This is a genomic window from Variovorax sp. PDC80 (assembly GCF_900115375.1).
Classification (GTDB): Bacteria; Pseudomonadota; Gammaproteobacteria; order Burkholderiales; family Burkholderiaceae_C; genus Variovorax.
The window spans coordinates 424,607-447,643 of the sequence record NZ_FOWG01000002.1; the positions used below are offsets into that span (position 1 = coordinate 424,607).

Below are 23,037 nucleotides of genomic sequence, written 5' to 3' on the forward strand. Positions count from 1 at the left end.
GATGCGCGGACTCGGACTGATCGGCCTCGTGGTCGCGCTCGCGATCGTCGCGCTGGTGGCGAAGAAGCAGTTCGCGGGCGCGGCCGCGCCGGTGGTGTCGACCGGGGGCGATGCCACGACGCCCGCCCCGGTGCGCGACCAGGCGCGCCAGGTGCAGGACCAGTACAAGCAGGCCCTCGACGCCGCGATGCAGCAGTCGCAGCGCAAGATGCCCGATGACGAGTGAGCCCTTGAACGACGACGGCTTCATGGCGCTCGCGCTGGCCGAGGCGCGGCGCGCGGCCGAGGCCGGCGAGGTGCCCGTGGGCGCGGTGCTGGTGAAGGACGGCCGCGTGATCGCCACCGGCCGCAACACGCCCGTGGGCGGGCACGACCCGAGCGGCCATGCCGAGATCAATGCGCTGCGCGCCGGGGCCGAGGCGCTGCGCAACTACCGGCTCGAGGGCTGCGAGCTGTTCGTCACGCTCGAGCCCTGCGCGATGTGCGCGGGCGCGATGCTGCATGCGCGGCTCGCGCGCGTGGTCTATGGCGCCAGCGATCCCAAGACCGGCGCGGCCGGCTCGGTGCTCGACCTGTTCGCGCTGCCCCAGCTCAACCACCGCACGCAGGTGCGGGGCGGGGTGCTGGCAGCCGACTGCGCGGCGCTGCTGCAGGACTTCTTCCAGCGCCGGCGCACGGCCGCGCGCGAGCAGGCGCAGCCGCTGCGCGACGATGCGCTGCGCACGCCGCCCGAGCGCTTCGAGGCGCTGGCGGACTACGCCTTCGCGCCGCACCACGTGCAGGACCTGCCGTCGCAGCGCGGCTGGCGCCTGCACTACGTCGACGAAGGGCCGGCCGATGGCGATGCCGTCGAGGCGACCTGCCTGTGCCTGCATGGCCCCGGCGAATGGGGCTACGCCTTCCGCCATCTCGTGGGCCTGCCCGGGCTGCGCGTGCGGGTGCCCGACCTGATCGGCTTCGGCAAGAGCGACAAGCCCAAGCGCGAGGCCGCGCACAGCCTCGAGTGGCATCGCGACCTGCTGCTCGAATGGCTGGCCCGGTTGCCGCCCGCGCCGATGGTGCTCGTGCATTCGCAGGCCGGCGCGGAGTTGGCTGCGGCCCTGCATGCGGCCGCGCCCGCGGGCCGCTTCGCGGCGCTGCTGGCCGCGCCCGAGGGCGGCGAGCGCGTGCGCGATGCCTGGCGCGCGCCGTTCCCCGACCGCGGCTTCGAGGCCGCGCTGCGCGCCCTCGGCCCGCTGGCCCGGTCCTCGGGACCGGATCGCGCGCAGGCACTGGCACTGGCCGGGGCCGCGCGGGCCGCGATGGGATACTCGACGCCGTGAGCAACAAGCACATCTACATCTATTCCCCCTCCAGCGCGGTGCGCGACAAGGCCGCGTTCCGGCGCGGCGTGGCGCGCCTCAAGGCCCTGGGCCACGAGGTCGAGGTCGACGAGGCCGCGCTGTCCTTCCACCAGCGCTTCGCCGGCGACGACGCGACCCGCCTCGCGGCCATCGGCCGCGCGGCCGCGAGCGGGGCCGACATCGCGTTGATCGCGCGCGGCGGCTACGGCCTCACGCGCATCCTCGACGGCGTGCCGTTCAAGAAGGTGGCCAAGGCCATCGAGCGCGGCACCGAGTTCGTCGGCCTCAGCGACTTCACCGCGCTGCAGAACGCGCTGCTCGCGAAGACCGGTGCCGTGACCTGGGCCGGCCCCGCGGTGGGCGAGGACTTCGGCGCCGAGGCCGGGCCCGACGACATCATGGAAGCCTGCTTCGACGATCTCGCGAGCGGGCAGGGCGAGGGCACCGGCTGGCGCATGCCGGTGCGCGATGCCGGGATCAAGCTCAAGCCCGTGCACGACGCCGTGCTGTGGGGCGGCAACCTCTGCGTGCTGACCAGCCTGCTCGGCACGCCGTACTTCCCGGCGGTCGACCAGGGCGTGCTGTTCATCGAGGACATCAACGAGCATCCCTACCGCATCGAGCGCATGCTCGAGCAGCTGCGCATGGCGGGCGTGCTCGGCCGCCAGCGCGCCATCGTCTTCGGCCAGTTCACCGGCATGCGCAAGGTGCCGGGCTACGACCGCGGCTTCGGCCTCGACACCGTGATCGACCGGCTGCGCGCGCAGTTGCGCAAGGTGCAGGTGATCGCGGGCCTGCCGTTCGGCCACGTGCCGACCAAGGTGCTGCTGCCGGTGGGCGCGAAGGTCGAGCTCGCGGCCGACGGGCGCGACGTGTTCATGGTCTGGGGCCATCACCCGCACGGCAGCGCCAGGCCGCACGGGCATGCGCATGGCCACGATCACGGCCACGCGCACGGCGACCACGCCGACCACGGCCACGCGCACTAAGGCGCCGCGCGCGCCAAAAAAAAGGCGGCCCGGAGGCCGCCTCGAAGCGAACGACAGGCAGCTCGCGACCGCCTGCCGTCCGTTACATCAGTGGTGGGGAATGCGCTGGTGCGTGCGCGGTCCCATCGAGCCCGGCAATCCGCCTTCGAACATGCTGTTGATGCCCTTCATCTTGCGGCGCGCGGCGGTTTCGCCGTCGACCGCGCTCAGCGCGGTCATCACGTCCTGGCGCAGATACCAGAGGGTTTCGACATCGGCGGCAAAGCGCACGCGCTGACTCACGCGTTGCACCGAGTGGCCGCCGTGCGATGGCAGCAGCGACAGCATCGCGCTGCGGATGCGGCCGAGCTGCAGATCCTTGGTGCGCGCACTGGCACCACCCGAAAGGTGCAGCAGACGAAGCAGACGACGGATGATCGACATGGCGAGTTACGTAACACCAGGAGCAAAGGTGGCGGTTACCTTAATCGGGCGATGATCAAGACACAAGTTGTGGAACATTGTTTCTTGTTTGAAAACAACACACTTTACGTAGCAGTTCGAGCAAAAACTGAGGAGTGTTTTCTAAAGTATTAAGGCAAATGCAGGACTTTTCCTACATGGCCCACAGTATTTATCCGACAGCTCACTCTTCCTCTTCAGAATAGTGCGACTTGGTGAAGGATTTGACGGTACAAACCCGTCCAGGGATGACCGGATTTCGGCGTTCTCCGTGTCCGGTCGGAGATAAGAAAACTCAAAACAACGGCGGTGAGGCCGAATTCAGAACATGGTTGTCAACTCCACTGTGGTGTTTGCGGACCTGACCGGGAGCACCCGGGTCTTCGAGGCGATGGGCAATGCCCGGGCCACCGAGACGGTGACGCGCCTGACGCAATGGATCGGGGCGGTGTGCGAAAAGCATGGCGGCCGGGTGGTGAAGTCGCTGGGCGATGGCGTGTTCGCGCTCTTCGCCGAAGGCGCGGGCGCGATCCAGTCGGTGATCGAATTGCAGCGCCAGCACCAGAAGCGCCTGCTGGCCTGGCCCGCGCCGCTGCGCATGGAACTGCAGATCGGCGTGGCCAGCGGCGAGGTGCTCGAGGTCGACGGCGACTGCTTCGGCGACGCGGTCAACCTGGCCTCGCGGCTCAGCGATCTCGCGGGGCCGAGCCAGATCTGGGCCACCGAGTCGGTGATCGCCCAACTGCCCGAGGGCTCGGTCCATCACCGCGACCTCGGCCCGATCAACATCCGCGGCCGCAGCGAGCTCTCGGTGGTGCATCGCATCGACTGGCAGGAGGACGTGACGGCCTCGCTGACGGTGCCGGCCGCGCTGATGGCGAGCCGCCATGCCGATTCGAACTTCGGCCAGATCGAGCTGAGCTGGCTCGACGTGCGCTCGATGTTCCGCACCGAGCAGTTGCCGATCCACCTGGGCCGCGTCGACGACGCCGAGTTCGTGGTCAACGATCCGCGCGTGTCGCGCCTGCATGCGCGCATCGAGCTGCGCCAGGGCAGTTGCGTGCTGACCGACATCAGCACCTACGGCACCTGGGTGCGCTTCCATGGCAATGCCGGGCCCAGCAGCGAAATCGCGCTGCGGCGCGAGGAATGCGTGCTGCACGGCAGCGGCGAGATCGGACTCGGCGCGCCGCTCAGCGATTTCAGCGCGCCGACCATCGCCTTCAACACCATGGGCGGCGACGTGCTGCTGTCGCGCCGCTCGGTCGGCTGAAGGGCTGCCGCCTCGTCACGTTTGGCTACCAGAAGCGGTGGCCGGGCGTGCACGGGGCACGGGGGCCGGGCGTTGCTCGTGCATCGGACCGCCGTTCGCGGTCGTTTCCAGCCAGCCTGGACCGGGAGCCCTCAGTGAACCTCAAGCCTTCTTCTTCCTCGTCCCGCGGCCCGCACCTGGCCGCGCTCGCCGCCGTGGCGCTCGCCTCGCTGTTCGCGGCCGGTGCCGCCAACGCGCGCGGCCACTGGTCGATCGAGATCGGCACGCCCGGCGTGGGCTATCCGCCGCCGTACTACGCGCCGCCGCCCGTCTACTACGAGCCCGCGCCGATCTACTACGCGCCGCCCCCGCCGGTGTACTACCGCCCGCCGCCGCCCGTGTACTACCGGCCGGCACCGCTGATCGCGCCGCCGCCGGGTCGGCTCTACTACGGTCCCGGCTACCCGTACCGCGCGCCCAACGACGACGGGGACGACGACTGACGCGCGCCGTGTCCGCCTGAGCGCTTGCTGAAGACAATCCGCGACAGGAATTGTCAAATTGTGTTTCCTGAACGACGAAAAAGTCACACAAGTTCACATTCCTAAGCCGAAAGTCCGCCGGTTCCTGCCTCTCGATCCACGGAAACCGGTAGGGCATGACCCTTGCCTCCTGACCCCCATCGGCGCGCGGGCGCCGCAGGAGCGAGGGTCATGTTCGACACGGAAGAAGCCGGCCAGCAGGCAGCGGCTCATGAGACGGGGGATGCGCCGCTGGCGCGGGACGGGGACGGCCACGGCACGCCCGCCCACGAGGGATCGGCCAAGGCGCTGAAGGGCCTGGCGCTGTTCGCCATGCCGGCGCTGATCGCGGGCTGTGGCGGCGGAGGAGGCGGCGGTGGCGCGGGTGGCGGCATCTTCCCGGGCGCGGGCGGCGGCAACCCGCAGCCCGATCCGGCCGCACCGGCCGACACCGGCCCCTACCACTACCTGCAGGCCAAGAGCGACGCCGAAGCCGCGCGCTTCCTGCTGCAGGCGCAGTTCTCGGCCTCCGAGCCGGAGATCGCCGCGGTGCGCAGCCTCGGCTATCTGCCCTGGCTCGAACAGCAGTTCAGCGCGCCGCGTACCCAGACCGCCTGGGAATGGGTCGAGAGCCAGCCCTACAACGCCACCGACATCGACGCCACCGTCTGGCGCCAGCTCATGCTGTCGGGCGACGCGGTGCGCAAGCGCATGGCGCTCGCGCTCAGCGAGATCTTCGTGGTCTCGGCCAACGACATCGGCTCGAGCTGGCCGACGCACATGATGGCCCAGTACTGGGACATGCTGGCCGCGGGCGTCTCGGGCAACTTCCGCCAGCTGCTCGAGGCCGTGACGCTCAATCCCGCGATGGGCTTCTACCTCAACACCCGCGGCAACCAGAAGGAGAACAACCGCGGCCGCCAGCCCGACGAGAACTATGCGCGCGAGGTCATGCAGCTCATGAGCATCGGCCTGCAGCAGCTCGAGGCCGACGGCACGCCGAAGACCGGCGCCGACGGCCAGCCGCTCGACAGCTACACGCAGAACGACGTGACCCAGCTCGCGCGCGTCTTCACCGGCTACGACCTCGACATCAAGCCCGGCGAGGAGAACGGCTTCCGCCCGCCGGGCGCGAGCTACACCGTCGAGACCCGAGACTGGACCACGCGGCCGATGGTGCTCGTCGCGAGTCGCCACTCGATGCTCGAGGCGAAGTTCCTCGGCACCACCGTGCCCGCCAACACGCCCGGCGCCGCCGCGCTCAAGATCGCGCTCGACACGCTGTTCAACCACCCGAACGTTGGCCCCTTCATCGGGCGGCAGCTGATCCAGCGGCTGGTCACGAGCAACCCGAGCCCGGCCTACGTGAAGCGCGTGGCCGCGGCCTTCGCCGACAACGGCGCGGGCGTGCGCGGCGACATGAAGGCGGTGTTCGCCGCCGTGCTGATCGACGACGAGGCGCGCGCGCCGGCCGGCCTGGCCAACCCCGACTTCGGCCGCCTGCGCGAACCGATGCTGCGGCTGGCGCAATGGGGCCGCAGCTTCGGCGTGAGCTCCACCAAGGGCACCTGGCGCATCGGCGACCAGAGCAATGCCAGCTACGGCCTGGGCCAGAGTCCGCTGCGCTCGCCCTCGGTCTTCAACTACTTCCGGCCCGGCTACGTGCCGCCGGCCACCGCCATCGCCGAGCGCAAGCTGGTGGCGCCCGAGTTCCAGATCGTCAATGAGTCCAGCGTGGGCGGCTACCTCAACTTCCTGCAGAACGCGCTGCCCTACGGCATCGACAACGGCGACGTGCGCGCCGCCTACGCGGCCGAGAAGGCGCTGGCGCTCGACCCCGCGGCGCTCGTGAAGCGGCTCAACCTGCTCTTGACCGGCAACCAGCTCTCGAGCGCCACCGTGAGCCTGATCACCAATGCGCTCGCCACGCCCGCGCTCAACGCCAGCAGCAGCGAGGGCGCCCGGCTCAACCGCGTCTACGCGGCCGTGATGCTGGTGATGGGCGCGCCCGAATACCTGGTGCAGAAATGAACCCCATGACCCCGACGAACACGGCCAGCCAGGAGCGGCGCCCATGCATCTGATCGATCCCGCGCGCCATACCCGGCGTGCCTTCCTGCGCCGCTCGGGCCAGCTCGCGATGGCCGGCACCGCGCTGCCGTTCGCGCTCAACCTCGCGACCATGGGCGAGGCCGCGGCCCAGGCCGCGCCCGGCGACGACTACAAGGCGCTGGTCTGCGTCTTCCTCTACGGCGGCAACGACTACGCCAACACGGTGGTCACCTACGACACCGACAGCTACGGCAAGTACAGCCAGATCCGCGGCGGCAACGGCGATGCGGGCGGCGGCATCGCGATCGCGCGCGCCCAGCTGCTGCCCACCTTGCTCGCGCCCACGCAGGCATTGCCGGGCGGGCGCCAGTACGCGCTGCATCCGTCGATGACCGCGCTGGCCGACCTGTTCCACAACGAGGGCAAGGTGGCGGTGCAGCTCAACGTCGGCCCGCTGATCGCGCCGATCACGCGCGCCCAGTACGACAGCGGCAACCGCAAGTCCTGGCCGGTGCCGCCCAAGCTGTTCTCGCACAACGACCAGCAGTCGGTTTGGCAGTCGTCCTCGCCCGAGGGCTCGACCGTGGGCTGGGGCGGCAACATCGGCGACCTCGTGCTGTCGGGCAACACCGGCGCGCTGTTCACCTGCATGTCGGTGTCGGGCAATGCCGTGTTCCTCTCGGGCGACCAGGCGCTGCAGTACCAGGTCGGCACCGGCGGCGCGGTGCGCATCTACAGCGTGGGCACCAACACCGGCAACCTGTTCGGTTCCGACACCGTCAAGGCCGCGATGCAGCAGCTCGCGCAGCAGTCGCGCGGCCACACGCTCGAGGAGGAATACAGCAAGGTGGTCCGGCGCGCGGTCAAGGCCGAGGGCCAGGTCACGGCGGCGATCCAGAGCGACTTTCCCGCCGGCGCCTTCCCGGCCAACAACGGCCTCGCGAGCCAGCTCAAGATGGTCGCGCGCCTGATCCGCGGCCGCGCCTCGCTGGGCGTGAAGCGCCAGGTCTTCTTCGTCTCGATGGGCGGCTTCGACCTGCACGACAGCCTGATCGCCAACCAGCCCGGCCTGATGCAGCGGCTGTCCGACGCGATGGCCGCCTTCCATCGCCAGATGGCGACCCTGGGCCTCGGCGACCAGGTCACGGCCTTCACGGCCTCCGACTTCGGCCGCACGCTCTCGTACAACAGCGACGGCTCCGACCACGGCTGGGGCGGCCATCACTTCGTGGTCGGCGGCGCGGTGAAGGGCAGGGCGATCTACGGCACGCCGCCGCCCGTGAGCATCGGCAACACCGCGGCCGATGCCGACCAGTGGCACGTGGGCCAGGGCCGCCTGCTGCCCACCACCTCGGTCGACCAGTACGCCGCCACGCTCGCGCGCTGGTTCGGCGTGCCCGACAGCCAGCTCGACGGGATCCTGCCGAACCTGAAGAACTTCGGGCGCACGGCGAACGGCATCGCGTATCCGCGCGACATCGGGTTCATGGGATGAACATCATGGGCCACGTGACACTGATGGGCAGCCTCGACAGCGTCGAGGGCGGCATCAGCGTGGACTTCGGTCCGAAGCCGCGCCGCGAGGCACCGCCCGCGACGCCGGGCCTCGGCCTCGCGCGGCGCCGGCCCTTCGCCAGCGTCGCGGCCGCGATCGCGGCCATCGAGGCGCTGGACCGCGAGCTGCGCAAGTTCGAGCTCGCGGTCGACGACGTGCTGCAGGACTACCTCGGCGTGCAGATGGCGCAGATCACCGACTGCGCGCTGACGCGCGGCTGGGAGCCCGTGGGTTTCGTGCAGGACGAGGGCTTTCGCGTCTACCGCTACGAGCGCCTGCGCGGCCGCTCGAGGCAGGCCGGCACGAGCCGCTGAAGCGCCGGGCGGCCAGCGCGGCGCCGCCTGTCATCGCACCGACACGAATCCGTCACGCAGCGCAGTCACCATCCGGCTCGCCCCGGCTGCGATGGTCCCGACGTCCACGGCCCGGCTCCTCCGAACACGCCGCGCATGCACCTTTCCTGCACCTCCTTCCTCGATCCGGCATGCCCGCAGCGGGTTCACAGCTCGCGGCGGGACTGATGGCGGTGGCGGTGCTCCTGGGCGGCATGCCGGCCGCGCGCGCCGACGCGCCACGGACCGCCGTGGCCGATCCCGCGGCGCCGATGCACTTCGACATTCCGCGCCTGCCGCTGGCCGCGGCGCTGAGCCGCTTCCATGCGCAGACCGGCCAGTCGCTGCTCTACGACGACGCGATCGCCGACGGCCGCATGGCCGGTCCGCTGCAGGGCGAGCACACGCCCGAGGCCGCGCTGCGCGAGCTGCTCGCGGGCAGCGGCATCGTGGTGCGCTACACCTCGCAGGCGGCCTTCATGCTGATGCGGCCCGAGGCGCCCACCACCGGGCAGTCATCCGTTGCCGCGACGGCCGACACGCGAACCGCCATCGCGGCGACCGCCGCGCGCCGCGCCTACTACGCGCAGCTGCAGGCCCGCGTGACCGCCGCGCTGTGCGGCGATCCCGTCACCATGCCCGGCAGCTACCGGCTGGCGCTCAACCTCTGGATCGATGCCGGGGCCCCGGTGGTCGAGCGCGTGGTGCTGCATGCCACCGGCAACGAACGGCGCGATGCGCGCATCGCCGCGCGGCTCACCGGCCTGGCGCTGGAATCGGCGCCGCCCGAGGGCCTGGCGCAGCCGATCGCGCTGCTGATCCTGCCGCGCCAGCCGGCGCAGACCGGCGACTGCCGCCCATGAGCGCCGGCCTGCTGAACTTCCTGGTCGAGCGCTACGACGTGCTGCGCCGCAAGCTCTCGCACCGGCTCGGTTCGGTCGAGCTGGCCGAGGACGTGCTGCACGACACTTACGTCAAGCTCTCGGTGCGCGCGCCGGCCGGCCCGGTGCACAGCCCGCAGAGCTTCCTCTTGCGCACCGCGGTCAACATCGCGATCGACCGCATCCGCGCCGACCGGCTCGAGCTCTCGGGCGAGGAGGTCGACGAACTGCTGATGACCGACGAGAAGGCCATCGACCCGGCGGTCGCGGTCGAGGCGCGCATCGACCTCGAGGCGGTGGCGCGCGCGATGGAGCTGCTGCCGCCGCTGCGCCGGCAACTGCTGTTCGCCTCGCGCGTCGAGGGCATCCCGCAGAAGGAGCTGGCGCAGCGCTACGCGATCTCGCTGCGCCGCGTCGAGCGCGAGATCCACCTGGCGCACGAGTTCTGCGTCGAACAGATGCGAGGGCCGCGCAAGGATTGAATTGGCGGTCGGCCTCGGCGCCGAACGTCCAGTCAGCAGCACACCGATGATCTCGAACATGGCCGACGACGATTCCGAAGTCCTTGCCTCCCGTCTCGACGAGGAGGCGCGCGCCTGGGTGCGCCGGCTGCGCTCGGGCGCGGCCACGCGCAAGGACGCGCGCCAGCTCGCGCAGTGGCGCGCGCGTGGCCCGGGCCATGCGCAGGCCTTCGAACGCGCCAAGCGCGAGTGGCAGGCGATCGGCGGCGTGGCGCAGGCGCACCAGCGGCTCTTTCCCGAGGCCGCCGCCGCGCCGGGCCGCGCGGCCGTGCAGGCCGCGGTGGCGGTCGACACGCGCCGACGCTGGCTGCTCGGCGCGGGCTTCGCGAGCGCGGGCGCCGCGGCCATCGCGGCGGTGGTGCATCCGCCGCTGGCGCTGTGGCCCTCGTGGTCCGAGCTGGTGGCCGACTACCGCACCGGCACCGGCCAGCAGGCCACGGTCACGCTGGCGGCCGACGTCGAGCTGATGCTCAACACCCAGACCAGCCTCGCGGTGCAGCCCGCCGCGGCCGGCGGCGGCGAGCGCATCCGGCTGATCGCGGGCGAGGCCACGCTGCGGCGCGGCCCCGGCGCGCCCTTCGTCGAACTGGTCGCGGGCGACCTGCGCATCGTGCCCGGCGTGGGCAACGTCGCCGTGTGGCGCCAGGACGAACGCTACCGCGTGAGCTGCATCGAGGGCCGCGTCGAGGTGATGCATCCCACGCGCACCGTCGCGCTGCGCGAGGGCGAGCAGATCTGGTGCGGCGCGACCGGCGTGTCGCCGGTCGCGCAGGTGGACATGGCGCAGACCCAGGCCTGGCGCCGCGGCGAGCTGGTGTTCCGCGCCACGCCCCTGAGCGAGGCGGTGGACGAGATCAACCGCTACCGCAACGGCCGGGTCGTGCTGGCGAGCGACTCGCTCGCGCGCCATCGGCTCAGCGGGCATTTCCGGATCAACGCGCTCGACGAGGCGATCGAGCAGATCGAGGTGCTGTTCGGCGCGCGCGCGACACGCTGGCCGGGCGGGATCGTGATGCTGGGCTGAGCGCGGCCGCGGGCCCGCAAAAAAAGTCGGATTTCCTTGGCGGGTCTTCGCTGCGCCAACGTCTAGGTCAGGACTTCAACGACCGACCCCGACGCCCACACGGACCCGCCACCATGTCTTCGACCCCGCGACGCGCCACCGACCGAACCCCGCCGCACCATCCATCCCGCGCCCAGGGCGCCATCCCGCGCCAGGCGCAGCCGCTGCATCCGGTCGCCTGGGCCATCGCCGGCCTCGCGATGGCGCTGGCCACAGGCGGCGCGCAGGCGCAGCGCGCCTTCAGCGCCGGCTGGATGGCGCAGAAGAACATGGCGCAGGCCACGGCCGCCGCCACCGGCCGGCTGCCCAACGGCCAGCCGGCCGCGCTGCTGACCCACCCGCAGGCGCAGCAGCAGCGCGCCAATGCCGAGCTGCAGCGCTCGCTCGACAACCTGCAACTGGCCGCGCGCGGCATCGCGGCCCAGCAGGCGGCCCAGGCCGCGGCGCGGCTGGCGGCGCAGGGCGAGGCCTCGGTGCCCGACGGCCTGGCCGAGGGCGGCCTGCGCGTGGACGGCAACAGCCTCAGCGCGGGCTGGCTCAACGCGCAGGCACCGCAGCAGACGCAGGCCAACGGCCGCACCACGGTCGCGATCCGCCAGACCGGCGACCGCGCCATCCTCAACTGGGAGAGCTTCAACGTCGGGCGCAACACCACGGTCGAGTTCCAGCAGCAGCCCGACTGGGCGGTGCTCAACCGCGTCAACGATCCGCAGGCGCGGCCCAGCCGCATCCAGGGCCAGATCAAGGCCGACGGCACGGTGCTGATCGCCAACCGCAACGGCGTGGTGTTCAGCGGCACCAGCCAGGTCGACACGCGCAACCTGGTGGCGGCCGCGGCCCGCATCGGCGACGAGCAGTTCAGGAACAACGGCCTCTACAGCGCCCAGGTCAACGGCCAGCCGCAGCCGGTGTTCACCGACGCGCTGGGCAAGGTCGAGGTGCAGGCCGGCGCGCGCATCGCGACCCGGCAGCCCGTGTCGGTCACGCAGGGCGGCGGCTACGTGCTGCTGCTTGGGCACGAGGTCGAGAACGCCGGCAGCATCGCCACGCCGCGCGGCCAGGCGCAGCTCGCGGCCGGCGACAGCTTCGCGATCCGCAAGGGCGTGGGCACCGACGCCAACACCTTCTCGACCACGCGCGGCAACGAGATCGCGCCGCGGTTCGTGCCCGACAGCACGGCCGGGCTGGTGCGCAACAGCGGCCTGATCGTCGCGAGCGAGGGCGACATCACGCTGGCTGGCCGCACGGTGCGCCAGGACGGCGTGGCGCTCGCCACCACCACCGTCAACGCGCGCGGCACGGTGCACCTGCTGAACTCGGCCGCCGATGCCAAGGGGCGCGTGGCCACAGGCCGCGAGGCGGTCACGGCGGTGCTGATCGACGCGGACGATCGATTCAGCGCGCTGGACAGCCAGCGCGACGTGCTGATGGCCGACTCGGCCCGCCTCGACCGGCTGCGCACCCAGGCCACGCCCGGCGTGTTCGACAACCTCTCGCGCCAGCAGGACCGCCGCGACCTGTCGCGCGTGGAGATCGTGTCGGGCGGCGACGTGCAGTTCGAGGGCGGCTCGCTGGTGCTGGCGACCGGCGGCCAGGTCGCGGCGAGCGCGGCGCGGCGCGTGCTGGTGGCGAACGAGGCACGGCTCGACGTGGCGGGCGCCGTCGGCGTGAGCGTGGCGATGGCGTCGAACAACGTCCAGGTCAACATCCAGGGCAACGAGCAGCGCGACGCGCCGCTGAACCGCGACACCGGCAAGCTCAACAACGCCAACGTCTGGATCGATCGCCGACGCCTGAGCTACGTGCCGGCCAAGCCGGGCGTGTACGACAGCGATCGCTACTACACCGCCGGCGGCCTGCTCGAGGTCGGCGGCTACCTGGGCAACCAGCCGCACGGCATCGGCGAATGGCTGGCGCAGGGCGGCACCGTCTCGCTGGGCGCGGCCGAGGTCGTGACGCAGCGCGGCGCCGCGATCAACCTGTCGGGCGGCTCGATCGACGTGCGCACCGGCTATCTCAACCAGAGCTGGCTCAAGGGCAGCGACGGGCGGCTGTACCGGCTCGACAAGGCGCCGGCCGACATGCTGTTCGAGGGCGTGTACCGCGGCTTCGAGGATGCGCATGCGCGCTGGGGCAGGAAGACCACCGGCTATTTCTACAACCCGCTGATCGGCCCGCAGCGCCTGCTCGAGAACGGCTACACGGTGGGGCGCGATGCCGGCCGGCTGGTGGTGAGCGCGCCCACGGCGGTGCTCGAGGGCGAGGTCGAGGCGACGGTGTTCCGCGGCCCGCGCCAGACGCAGGCGCGCAGCGCGGCGCAGGACGGCTATGCGCAGTCGCAGCTCGCGGTGGCGCGAGCCGGCACGCTGGCGCTGCGCCGCATGGGCGGCGTGGGCGTCGATGGCGCCTTCGACACCCGGGTGCGCATCGGCGAGGTCGCCGACGTGGCCGATGCGCTGGCGGGCGATCCGGCCGCCGTGCTGCCCGCCGAACGCATCGGCACCGCCTTCCTCGATGCGGCGCGGCTGTCCGGCTTCGGCCTGGGCGGGCTCGAGATCGTCGCCAACGGCGAGGTGCGCATCGAGCGCGCGCTGCGGCTGGCCGACGGCGGCCGGCTCGAGATCGTCGCGCCCACCACGCGCATCGAGGCCGACGTGAGCGCGCGCGCCGGCAGCATCGTGGTCGGCAACATCGCGCCGGTGGCGACCACCAGTTCGCCGAGCCTCGGCACGCTGCTGGTGCGCGAGGACGGGTCGTCCAGCTTCGTGCTCGCGCAGGGCGCGCGGCTCGACCTGCGCGGCGCGTGGAGCAACCAGCAGCGCGAGGGCGGCGACGTCGACGGCGAGGCCAGCACCGCCTTCGTCGACGGCGGCAGCCTCTCGGTGCGCATGACGCACGGCAGCATCGTGCTCGAGCGCGGCAGCGTGGTGGACGTGTCCTCGGGCGCGACGCTGGCGCGCAACGGCCGGCTCGCGGGCGGGCGCGGCGGCAGCGCGAGCCTGCTGGCCGGCGCGGCATTCGTCGAGACCAACCTCGAGGAGAACCCCGCCGGCGTGCAACTGCGGCTGGACGGCGAGCTGCGCGCCAGCGGCGTGCTGGGCGGCGGCACGCTGACGCTGCAGTCGCCTTCGAGCGTGGTGTTCGGCGAGCACGCCCTGCTCGAAAGCGGGCGACTCGCGGCCGGCACGGCGGTGCCGCTGGCGGTGGTGCTCGCGCGCGAGGTGCGCATCGGGCTCGGCGAGCGGCTGCCGATGCGCGCCTCGACCACGCTGAGCGTGACGGTGCAGGACGTCGCCCTGGCCGACTACGTCTCGGCCCAGATCACGACGCCGATCGTGACGGGCGCCGACTGGGTCGTGCCAGTGGGTGTCACGCTCGGCACCTCGCTCGGGTCCCTGGAGGCGGGCAGCCGGATGCCCGCCGGCACCCGCATCGACTACGTCCAGGGCCAGTTCGTGCCGGGCACCGTGCTGCCGTCGGCGGTCTTCCCCGCCGGCCTCCCGACCTTTCCGTACACCTTCACCCAGCAGGCCGGCGAGCGCGCCGCGATCCCGACCGTCTATGCGCCGGGACGGATCGTCGATGGCGGCACGCGCTTCGCGCAGGACGTCGACTTCGTGCCGGCGCAGCGGCTCGATCCGGCGCTGCTGCAAAGCGGCTTCTCGCGCTACCGCCTCACCAGCTTCGGCGGCGTCCTGGTGAACGAGGACCTCGCGCCGCGCATGCCGGTGCTGCGCGCCGCGGCCGATGCGCGCGAGCTGCCGAGCGGCACCGACACCGGGCGCGCGCTCGAGCGCTGGCTGCCGCCGCTGTACGCGGAGGATGCGCCGCGGCACCGCCTGACGGCGCGCACCGGCGCCGACCTGAGCCTGCACGGCGCCGAGCTGCAGCTGCCGGGCGGCGTGCAGATCGATGTCGATCCCGGCCGCCAGGCGCGGCTGGTGGCGCAGGGCCAGCTCACGGTCGAGGGCCGGGTGGTCGCGCCCGGCGGCGACATCGTGCTGACCAGCGCCGTCACGCGCGGCACGACCGCCCTGGGCCTCGCGCCGCTCGGCACGTCGATCTGGATCGGCGGCGACGCGGTGCTCGACGCCGCCGGCCGCGCGTACACGGCCTTCGACGGCGACGGCCTGCGCTACGGCATCGCGCCCGACGGCGGCTCGATCCGCATCGGCCTCGAGGACTACACCCGCGCCAGCCGCGATTTCCTCAAGACCACCGGCGCGCACGTGATCATCCGGCCCGGCGCGCGGCTCGACGCCTCGGGCGCCTACGCCGAGGTCGACGCGGCGCAGGACAACCTGCCGCCCGGCGGTGCGCGCCTCCAGCGGCTGGCCGGCGACGGCGGCCTGATCCGCATCGGCTCGTCGCGCGGCATCCTCAACGACGGCAGCCTGCGCGCCGCCGCGGGCGGCGAGGGCGCGGCCGGTGGCACGCTGAACCTGGCGCTCGAGAACCCGCCGGGCAACGCGCACCGCGTGCAGGTCATGACGCTGACGCAGGACCGCGTCGCCAGCGGCGCCGCCGCCGGCCTACGGCCCGGCGTGGCCGACGGCTCGCTGGTCGATGCGCGTGCGCGCCTGAGCGCCGAGGAGGTGCGCGCGGGCGGCTTCGGCACGCTGGAACTGTGGAACCGCGACATCCTCGAGATCGAAGGCGACCTCGAGCTGCGGCTGCCCGAGAGCCTGATCCTGCGCCGCGGCGCCTTCGCCGCTTCCACGGCCGCGCCGCCCGCGCGGGTCGTGCTGGCCGCGCCGTACGTGCTGCTCGACGGCAAGGTCGCCATCGAGGTCCAGGCACCGGAATTCCTGTCGGGCCTGGTGCCCCGGAGCACCTCCACCGCCAACAGCGGCCGCCTCGACATCCAGGCCGATCTGGTCGACGTGCGGGCCTCCAACCTGTTCGGCCCGACCGGCGTGAGCCAGGGCCTCGTGGCCACGCCCTTCGGCTGGCTGGTCGAGGCCCGGCCGCTGGACCTCCACGGTTTCGACGAGGTGGCGCTGACCAGCCGCGGCGACGTGCGCTTCACCAACGGCACGCTCGAGACCGGCGGCAACCTCACGGTGACCGCGGCCCAGCTCTATCCCACCACCGGCGCCACCGGCGAGCTGCGCGTGGCCCTGCGCTCCGTCATCGGCCAGACGGACAGCTACGATCCCGCGCGCCGGCTCACGATCCGCGGCACCGGCGCGCCGCCCGCGATGCCGGCCTCGGCCTTCGGCACGCTCACGCTGGCGGCCGCCACCATCGACCAGGGCGGCGTGGTGCGCGCGCCGCTGGGCTCGATCATCTTTGGCACCAAGCCCGCGTTCGGCATCGGCACGCCGCCGCTGCGCGAGCAGATGTTCGAGGTGCTGCTGCGCGACGGCAGCCTCACCTCGACCAGCGCCGCCGGCATGGTCATGCCCTACGGCGGCACCGTGGACAACATCCGCTACGCCTACAACGGCCAGACGGTCGAGTACCTGCCGCTGGGCTCGGTGGCCGGTCGGCCGGAGCTGTATGCCGAGCAGTTCGTGCGCCCCGGCGTGGCCTTCGGCCAGTCGCGGATCACGGCCGAGGCGGGCGCGGTGCTCGACGTGTCGGGCGGTGGCCGGCTCACCGGCGCCGGCTTCTTCACCGGGCGCGGCGGCTCGGTCGACGTGCTGCGCACGCCGCTGGTCGATGCCAATCCCTTCTACGGCTTCAGCAGCGCGGGCGCCGGCGTCTATGCGCTGGTGCCGGGCTTCGCGGGCGGCTACGCGCCGGTGGCCCCGGACGCGGGCGCCGGCGCGCCGCGCATCGGCCAGCAGATCCGCTTCGATGCGCCCGTGGGCGGCCTGCCCGCGGGCACCTACACGCTGATGCCCTCGACCTACGCGCTGCTGCCCGGCGCCTGGCGCATCGAGCTCGGCGGCGGCTCGGGCCAGGCCTTCGAGTCGCTGCGCGCCAGTGGATCGGTGCGCGCCAGCGGCTACCTCAGCATCGCCAACACCGCCGTGCGCGACGCGCTGCCCACCGCCGTCACGCTGACGCCGGGCAGCGCGGTGCGCAGCCTCTCGCAGTACAACGAGACCAGCTACGCCGACTTCGCGCTCGCGCGCGCCGCCACCTTCGGCGAGGTGCGCGCGCGCCTCGAGCGCGACGGCCAGAGCGTGCACATCGACACCGGCAGCGCGACCGGCCGGGCACTGTCCTTCGCGGGCGTGGCGCGGCTGCGCGGCGAGGCCGGGGCTGGCACGGGCAGCGCGGCCGCGCTCGACGGCAACCTGTTCCTCACCGGCCGGCGCGCGGCGGAGGTGGTGGCGCCGGGGGCTGTGACCACGCCGGGCTTCGTCTCGTTCGACGCGGCGCAGCTCTCGGCCTTCGACGCGGGCACGCTGATCGTGGGTGGCGTGTACGGCCTGCGCGACGTGTTCGTGGTGGTCGGCTCGGGCCAGGTGCCGGTCGGTCCGCACGTGGTGATCACGGGCGCCGAGCAGGCGGCCGTGGTCGTGCGCGACGGCGCGCGGCTCGCGGCGGGCCAGGTCTTCCTGACCGGGCACGAGGTGCGCGTGGAGCGCGGCGCGCTGGTCGACACCTCGCGCAGCAGCACCGCCGGCTTCGATTCCAGCTACGGCTACGTCTACCTCGATTCGGCGAGCCAGGGCGCCAACGCGATCCTCGCGGTGGGCAACGGCGTCTACGACTTCGCGCCGCCGCAGGGCGATCCGTCGGCGACGCGGGGGTCGATCACCATCGCGGACGGCGCGATGCTGCGCACCCGCGGCACCGTGAGCTTCCTGAGCAGCGGCCCGGTGACGCTCGGCGAGGCCGAGATCAACGCGCGCTACCTGGCCATGGCCGCGCCCGCGATCAACGTCGGCACGCGCGAATCCTTCGCGGCCGCCGAGGCGCAGGGCGCGATCGCTCCCGGCGTGCGCCTGAGCCAGGAGATGCTCGAGCGGCTGCTGCGGCCCACGGTGCCGGGCCAGACGCCGATCGAGCAGCTCACGCTGACCGCGGGCAACGCGCTCAACTTCTTCGGCAGCGTCGACCTCGACCTGCGCGCGGCGCACGGCGCGGGCATCGCGCCCGCGGTGCTGCAGCTGAACACGCCCGCCGTCTACGGCTGGGGTTCGGCGGGGGACAGGGCGCGGATCGCGACCGACACGCTGATCTGGAACGGCCTGTCCACCGGGGCGGGCACGCCCGAAGCGCCGTTCGCGAGCCGCGCGCCCGGCGCGGTGGCGCCCGGCGGCCCGGGCACCGGCGCCGGCAGTCTCGTGGTCGATGCGCGCCGCATCGAGTTCGGCTACGGCCCGCTGCAGCGGGCGCAGGACCAGGTCGCGCTCGACCGGCTGATCCTGGGGTTCTCGCGCGTCGGTCTCGACGCCACCGAGCGCATCACGGCCAACCGGCGCGCGACGCTGTCGGTGTACCGCGAAGGCGCCGATGCGGCCAGTCGCCGTGGCGGCGAGCTGCTGCTGAACACGCCGCTGCTGACCGGCGAGGCGGGCTCGTTCATGGCCTACCGCGCGGGCGACGCGGTGCGCGTGACGGCGACGCAGGGCGCGGGCCGCGGCGGCGCGGGCATCGCGGGGGCCGAAGCACTGGGCGCCGAAGTGCGCCTGGCCGGACGCTCGATCGAGCTCGACACCGCCGTGGCGCTGCCCAGCGGCCGGCTGGTGCTGGAGGCCGAGCGCGACGTGCGGCTCGGCGGTGGTGCGGCCATCGACCTCGCGGGGCGTACGCTGGGCTTCTTCGACCTCACGCGCTTCAGCAGCGGCGGCGACCTGCTGATCGAATCCACCCATGGCGCGGTCGAGCAGGCCGCCGGCTCGCGCATCGACGTCTCGGCGGCGGGCAAGCCGGCGGGCTCGGTCCGCGTCACCGCCACGGGCGCCGACGGCCGCGTGCAGCTCGCGGGCGCCATCCTCGGCGCCTCGCCGGCGGCGCGCGAGTCCGGCAGCATCGACATCCGCGCCCGCTCGCTCGACGACTTCGCGGGACTCAACCGGCGCCTGAACGAGGGCGGCGTCTTCGGCGGCCGCGGCTTCGTCGTGAAGACCGGCGACCTCGTGATCGGCGACGAACTGCGCGCCAACCGCATCGAGGTGTCGGTCGACGGCGGCTCGCTCACCGTCAACGGCCGCATCGATGCCAGCGGCGAGGACGTGGGCAGCATCCGGCTGGCCGCGCGCGACCGGCTGCTGCTGGCGCCGGGCGCGGTGCTCGATGCCCATGGCACGCGCCTGGCGCTCGACGGCCGCGGCCAGGTCATCGAGGCCTCGAACCGCGCCCAGGTCGAGCTCGCATCCGCGGCCGGCACGGTGCGGCTCGACGCCGCCGCCACCATCGACCTGCGTTCGGCCGACGCGGTGGCGCGCGGGCGCCTCGAGATCAATGCAGCGCGCCTCGGTGCCGACGGCGTGGCGGTGGACGCGGCCGCCGGCCTCACGGTGCGCGGCGCCGAGAGCATCGCGGTCAATGCCTTCGCGCGCCACGCGCCGGCCGATGGCGTGGTCGACAGCGCCTACCTCGAGACGCTGCACGCCGACAGCCGCGCCTTCATCGACGCGGCGAACGCCAGCGGCGCCACCCGCGCGCGGCTCGCGGGGCTGCGCGCCTTCGGCGATGCCTTCCACCTGCGCCCCGGCCTGGAGCTGCGCAGCGAAGGCGACCTCACGGTGCGCGGCGAGCTCGATTTCTCGGGCTGGCGCTACGGGCCGGGCGCCGATGCATCGCGGCGCGGTTCCGGCGAACCCGGCGTGGTCGTGCTGCGCGCGGGCGGCAACCTGGTGATCAACGGCAGCATCTCCGACGGCTTCGCGCCGCCACCCGACACGCCCGACGACTTCGGCTGGAGCCGGCGCCCCGACGGGCAGGGCCGCATGATGGTCGTGGCCGACATGCTCGCGCCGGGCATGCGCTCGTGGTCGATGCGGCTGGTGGGCGGTGCCGACCTCGCGTCGGCCGACACCCGCAGCGTGACCGCGGCATCGCTGCTCGGCGCGCGCGGCGACGTGCTGCTCGACGATCCGCACCTCTCGTCGACGCAGTCGGGACCCGAGGACGCGATCTCGGTGGTGCGCACCGGCACCGGCTACCTCGACGTGCTGGCCGGGCGCGACTACCGGCAGTCCTCGCGTTTCGGCGTCTACACCGCCGGCACCCAGATCGCCGGCAGCGAAGCGTGGGACGCCCCGCGCGCGCGCACCTGGGACGGCTCGGTGCTCGGCTACCCCGACTACGAGGCCACGCTCAACGCGCGCCGCATGTTCTTCACCGAGGGCGGCGGCGACCTGCTGCTGTCCGCGCAGGGCGACGCGCGCGGCTTCGCGATCGGCGACACCAGCAACCTCAAGTCGAGCAACGGCATCGGCTACTGGCTCTGGCGCCAGGGCGGTGCCGAGCTCGGGCAGCGCGCGGCCTGGGGCATCAACTTCGGCCAGTACACCGTGTCGCCGCTCTCCGGCGGCATCGAGCTGGCGGGCTTCGGCGGCATCGGAACGCTGGGCGGCGGGCACCTGAGCGTGCGCGCCGGCGGCGATGCCGGATCGACCTCGAACCTCGGCCTGGCCGACGTCGGCGGCACGACTTCGGCCCTCGACCTGGTCGTGGCTTCCAGCGGCCGCGTGGGCGCCGACGGCACCGTGCTCGCATCGGGCGGCGGACGCCTGAGCGTGGACGTCGGCGGTCGCATCAACGCCGGCCGCGATATCGGCGAGATACCGACCACCGGCGGCCAGCTCGTCAACCTGCGCGGCGACAGCCGCGTCAGGGCGGGCGCGGTGGGCATGACGCTGGAATCGGGCTACGGCCTGAAGTCCGATCTCGACCCGCGCGCGGTCGACGCGCAGGCGCCGCGCGACCGGCTCGGCTACGGCTGGCTCGGCTTGGTGGTCGGCGACGGCACCATGGCCGTCGATGCGCGCGGCGACCTGATGGCGCTCACCTCGCGCGACGCCGGGCGTGTCGTGCTGCTCGGCGGCGCGACGCAGGCCTCGTTCGACGGACAGGAGAATCCGGTGCTGACCTCGTTCACGCTGTGGACCGAGCGCAGCGGGCTCGAGCTCTTCTCGGCCGGCGGCGACATCCAGCAGCGCAAGTCGATCACGAACAACGGGGAGTGGATCCGCTACGACCCGGGCCGCCTGTCGGCGATCGCGGCCAACGGGTCGATCGCCACCAACATCACGCTCGCGCCCTCGCGCCAGGGTCGGCTCGAGCTGCTGGCGCGCGACCGGGTGTCCGGCACCTCCGCGATGTCGAGCGGGCCGCTGTCCGCGCTGGCGACGCCCGAGCGCCCGCTGTGGCTGATGGGTTCCCCCGGCGCGTGGGTGGCCAGCAACTTCTACGGCCCGCTCGATGTGCCGTCGCCGGAAGCGGACCTCTACGACCTGCTGATCGAGGGCAGCGTGCTGTTCGGCCACGGCGTCGACCGCGCGACCCTGCTGCACGCACCGGGCAGCGAGCCGATCCGCCTGTATGCCGTGCGCGGCGACATCCTGGCCAACACCGGCCGTTATGTCGCGCGCTACGAGGGTGGCGCCGCGGTGGAGAACTTCTACATCGCCGGCAAGCCGGTGCAGATGCGCGCCGGCCGCGACATCATCGCGACCGGCTACATCGCGCACAGCGGTGCGCTCGACGTCTCCCTGCTGGATGCGGGGCGCGACGTGCTGAACGCCACGCTCGACGTGGCGGGGCCCGGCCTGCTGGACGTCTCGGCCGGGCGCAACATCCTGCAGGGGCAGCCGCTCTTGGGCAACCAGGTGAGCGCATCCACGCTGCGCAGCATCGGTCCGGTCGCCGAGGGCGACACCCGTCCCGGCGCCTCGATCGTGCTGTCGGCCGGCATGGGCGAGGGCGGGCCCGACTACGCCGGCTTCGCCGCGCGCTATTTCGATCGCGCCAGGCTCGCCGATGCCGCCAGCCCGCTGGCCGACCAGGCCGGCAAGGTCGCGAAGACCTACGAGGACCGGTTGCTGGCCTGGCTGCGCGAGCGCTTCGGCTATGCGGGCGGTGCCGAGGGCGCGCTCGCGGCCTTCCTCGCGCTGCCGGCCGAGCAGCAGGGCGTGCTGGTGCGCGAGGTGTTCTACGAGGAGTTGCGCCAGGGCGGCCGCGAATACAACGACCCCGAGAGCCGGCGCGTGGGCAGCTACCTGCGCGGGCGCGAGGCGATCGGCGCCTTGCTGCCGCCAGCCGATGCCCAGGGGCAGCCGGTCGAGCGGCGCGGCAGCATCGTGTTCCAGGGCGCGGCGGGCACGCACACGCTGTTCGGTGGCGGCATCCAGGTGCTCGCGCCCGGCGGCGGGCTCACGCTCGGCGCGAACGGCGTGCTGCCGCCGCCGAGCACCGGCCTGCTCACGCAGGGCGCGGGCGAGGTCGAGATCTTCACGCGCGGCAGCGTGCTGCTGGGCCTGTCGCGCATCATGACCACCTTCGGCGGCGGCATCCTGGCCTGGTCGGCCGAGGGCGACATCAACGCCGGGCGCGGCGCCAAGACCACCGTGGTCTACACGCCGCCCAAGCGCAGCTACGACGCCCTGGGCAATGCCACGCTGGCGCCGAACGTGCCGAGCACCGGCGCCGGCATCGCCACCCTGGCCCCGATCGCCGAGGTGCCGCCGGGCGACGTCGACCTGATCGCGCCACTGGGCACCATCGACGCGGGCGAGGCCGGCATCCGCGTCTCGGGCAACGTCAACCTCGCGGCCTTGCAGGTGGTCAACGCGGCCAACATCCAGGTCAAGGGCGAATCGAGCGGCCTGCCCGTGGTGGCCTCGGTCAACGTGGGCGCGCTCACCAGCGCCAGCGCCGCCGCCTCCCAGGCCGCGATGGCCGCGCAGGACTCGGTGCAGCGCGAACGCACGGCCGCGCGGCAGGCGCTGCCCTCGGTGTTCACGGTGCGCGTGCTGGGCTTCGGCAACGAGCCCATGCCCGGCACACCCGCCGCGCCGGCCGGCAACGATGCCGCGCCGCAGCGCACCGGCTATCGCAGCGGCAGCGCGGTGCAGGTGCTCGGCGATTCGGCCATGGGGCCGGCCGAGCGCAACCAGCTCACGCCGGCGGAGCGGCGAACGCTGGGGTATTGAGACGAGGCGAGGCCGCGGCGCGGCCTCG

The 23,037-nt window shown here is 73.0% G+C and carries 13 protein-coding genes; 12 read left to right on the forward strand and 1 reads right to left on the reverse strand.

Annotation, left to right across the window (positions count from 1 at the left end; all coding sequences use genetic code 11):
• Position 1: 1 nt before the first annotated feature.
• Genes BM109_RS07685 through BM109_RS07695 form a run of 3 tightly spaced genes read left to right on the forward strand, consistent with a single transcriptional unit; the run spans position 2 to position 2,332 of the window.
• On the forward strand, positions 2–226 hold the full coding sequence (locus tag BM109_RS07685) for a hypothetical protein (protein WP_093341854.1): 225 nt from the start codon (positions 2–4) through the stop codon (positions 224–226).
• Entirely contained in the window at positions 216–1,322 is a 1,107-nt protein-coding gene (gene tadA / locus BM109_RS07690) for a tRNA adenosine(34) deaminase TadA (RefSeq protein WP_093341856.1), read from the forward strand. The genes BM109_RS07685 and tadA overlap by 11 nt, the downstream gene beginning before the upstream one ends.
• Entirely contained in the window at positions 1,319–2,332 is a 1,014-nt protein-coding gene (locus tag BM109_RS07695) for an LD-carboxypeptidase (RefSeq protein ID WP_093341859.1), read from the forward strand. Before tadA ends, BM109_RS07695 begins: the two co-directional genes overlap by 4 nt.
• Before the next feature lie 87 nt (positions 2,333–2,419).
• Here the strand turns inward: BM109_RS07695 and BM109_RS07700 are convergent, their stop codons facing one another.
• Positions 2,420–2,755 (reverse strand): hypothetical protein, encoded by a 336-nt coding sequence (locus BM109_RS07700; RefSeq protein WP_093341860.1) that lies wholly within the window; start codon positions 2,753–2,755, stop codon positions 2,420–2,422.
• A 346-nt stretch (positions 2,756–3,101) separates the two neighbouring features.
• Here BM109_RS07700 and BM109_RS07705 point away from each other — a divergent pair, with 346 nt between their 5' ends.
• The 9 genes from BM109_RS07705 to BM109_RS07740 all read left to right on the forward strand — a co-directional run bounded on the left by BM109_RS07705 (position 3,102) and on the right by BM109_RS07740 (position 23,009).
• Positions 3,102–4,046, forward strand: coding sequence for an adenylate/guanylate cyclase domain-containing protein (locus BM109_RS07705; protein WP_093341862.1), 945 nt, complete (start codon positions 3,102–3,104; stop codon positions 4,044–4,046).
• Positions 4,047–4,180: 134 nt separating this feature from the next.
• Positions 4,181–4,528, forward strand: a complete 348-nt coding sequence (locus BM109_RS07710; protein WP_093341863.1) for a hypothetical protein — start codon at positions 4,181–4,183, stop codon at positions 4,526–4,528.
• A gap of 210 nt (positions 4,529–4,738) precedes the next feature.
• A complete protein-coding gene (locus BM109_RS07715) occupies positions 4,739–6,577 on the forward strand; it encodes a DUF1800 domain-containing protein (protein ID WP_093341864.1) in 1,839 nt (612 codons plus the stop codon).
• 43 nt (positions 6,578–6,620) lie between these two features.
• A complete protein-coding gene (locus tag BM109_RS07720; RefSeq protein ID WP_093341865.1) occupies positions 6,621–8,093 on the forward strand; it encodes a DUF1501 domain-containing protein in 1,473 nt (490 codons plus the stop codon).
• A gap of 5 nt (positions 8,094–8,098) precedes the next feature.
• On the forward strand, positions 8,099–8,467 hold the full coding sequence (locus BM109_RS07725; RefSeq protein ID WP_256222420.1) for a hypothetical protein: 369 nt from the start codon (positions 8,099–8,101) through the stop codon (positions 8,465–8,467).
• A 170-nt stretch (positions 8,468–8,637) separates the two neighbouring features.
• Complete coding sequence (locus tag BM109_RS40690) at positions 8,638–9,348, forward strand: STN domain-containing protein (protein WP_143129104.1); 711 nt, start codon at positions 8,638–8,640, stop codon at positions 9,346–9,348.
• Positions 9,345–9,848, forward strand: a complete 504-nt coding sequence (locus BM109_RS40695) for an RNA polymerase sigma factor (protein WP_143129107.1) — start codon at positions 9,345–9,347, stop codon at positions 9,846–9,848. Before BM109_RS40690 ends, BM109_RS40695 begins: the two co-directional genes overlap by 4 nt.
• Before the next feature lie 46 nt (positions 9,849–9,894).
• Positions 9,895–10,911 (forward strand): FecR family protein, encoded by a 1,017-nt coding sequence (locus tag BM109_RS07735; protein ID WP_093341867.1) that lies wholly within the window; start codon positions 9,895–9,897, stop codon positions 10,909–10,911.
• Between the two features lie 113 nt (positions 10,912–11,024).
• Positions 11,025–23,009, forward strand: coding sequence for a filamentous haemagglutinin family protein (locus tag BM109_RS07740; protein WP_093341869.1), 11,985 nt, complete (start codon positions 11,025–11,027; stop codon positions 23,007–23,009).
• Positions 23,010–23,037 lie beyond the last annotated feature (28 nt).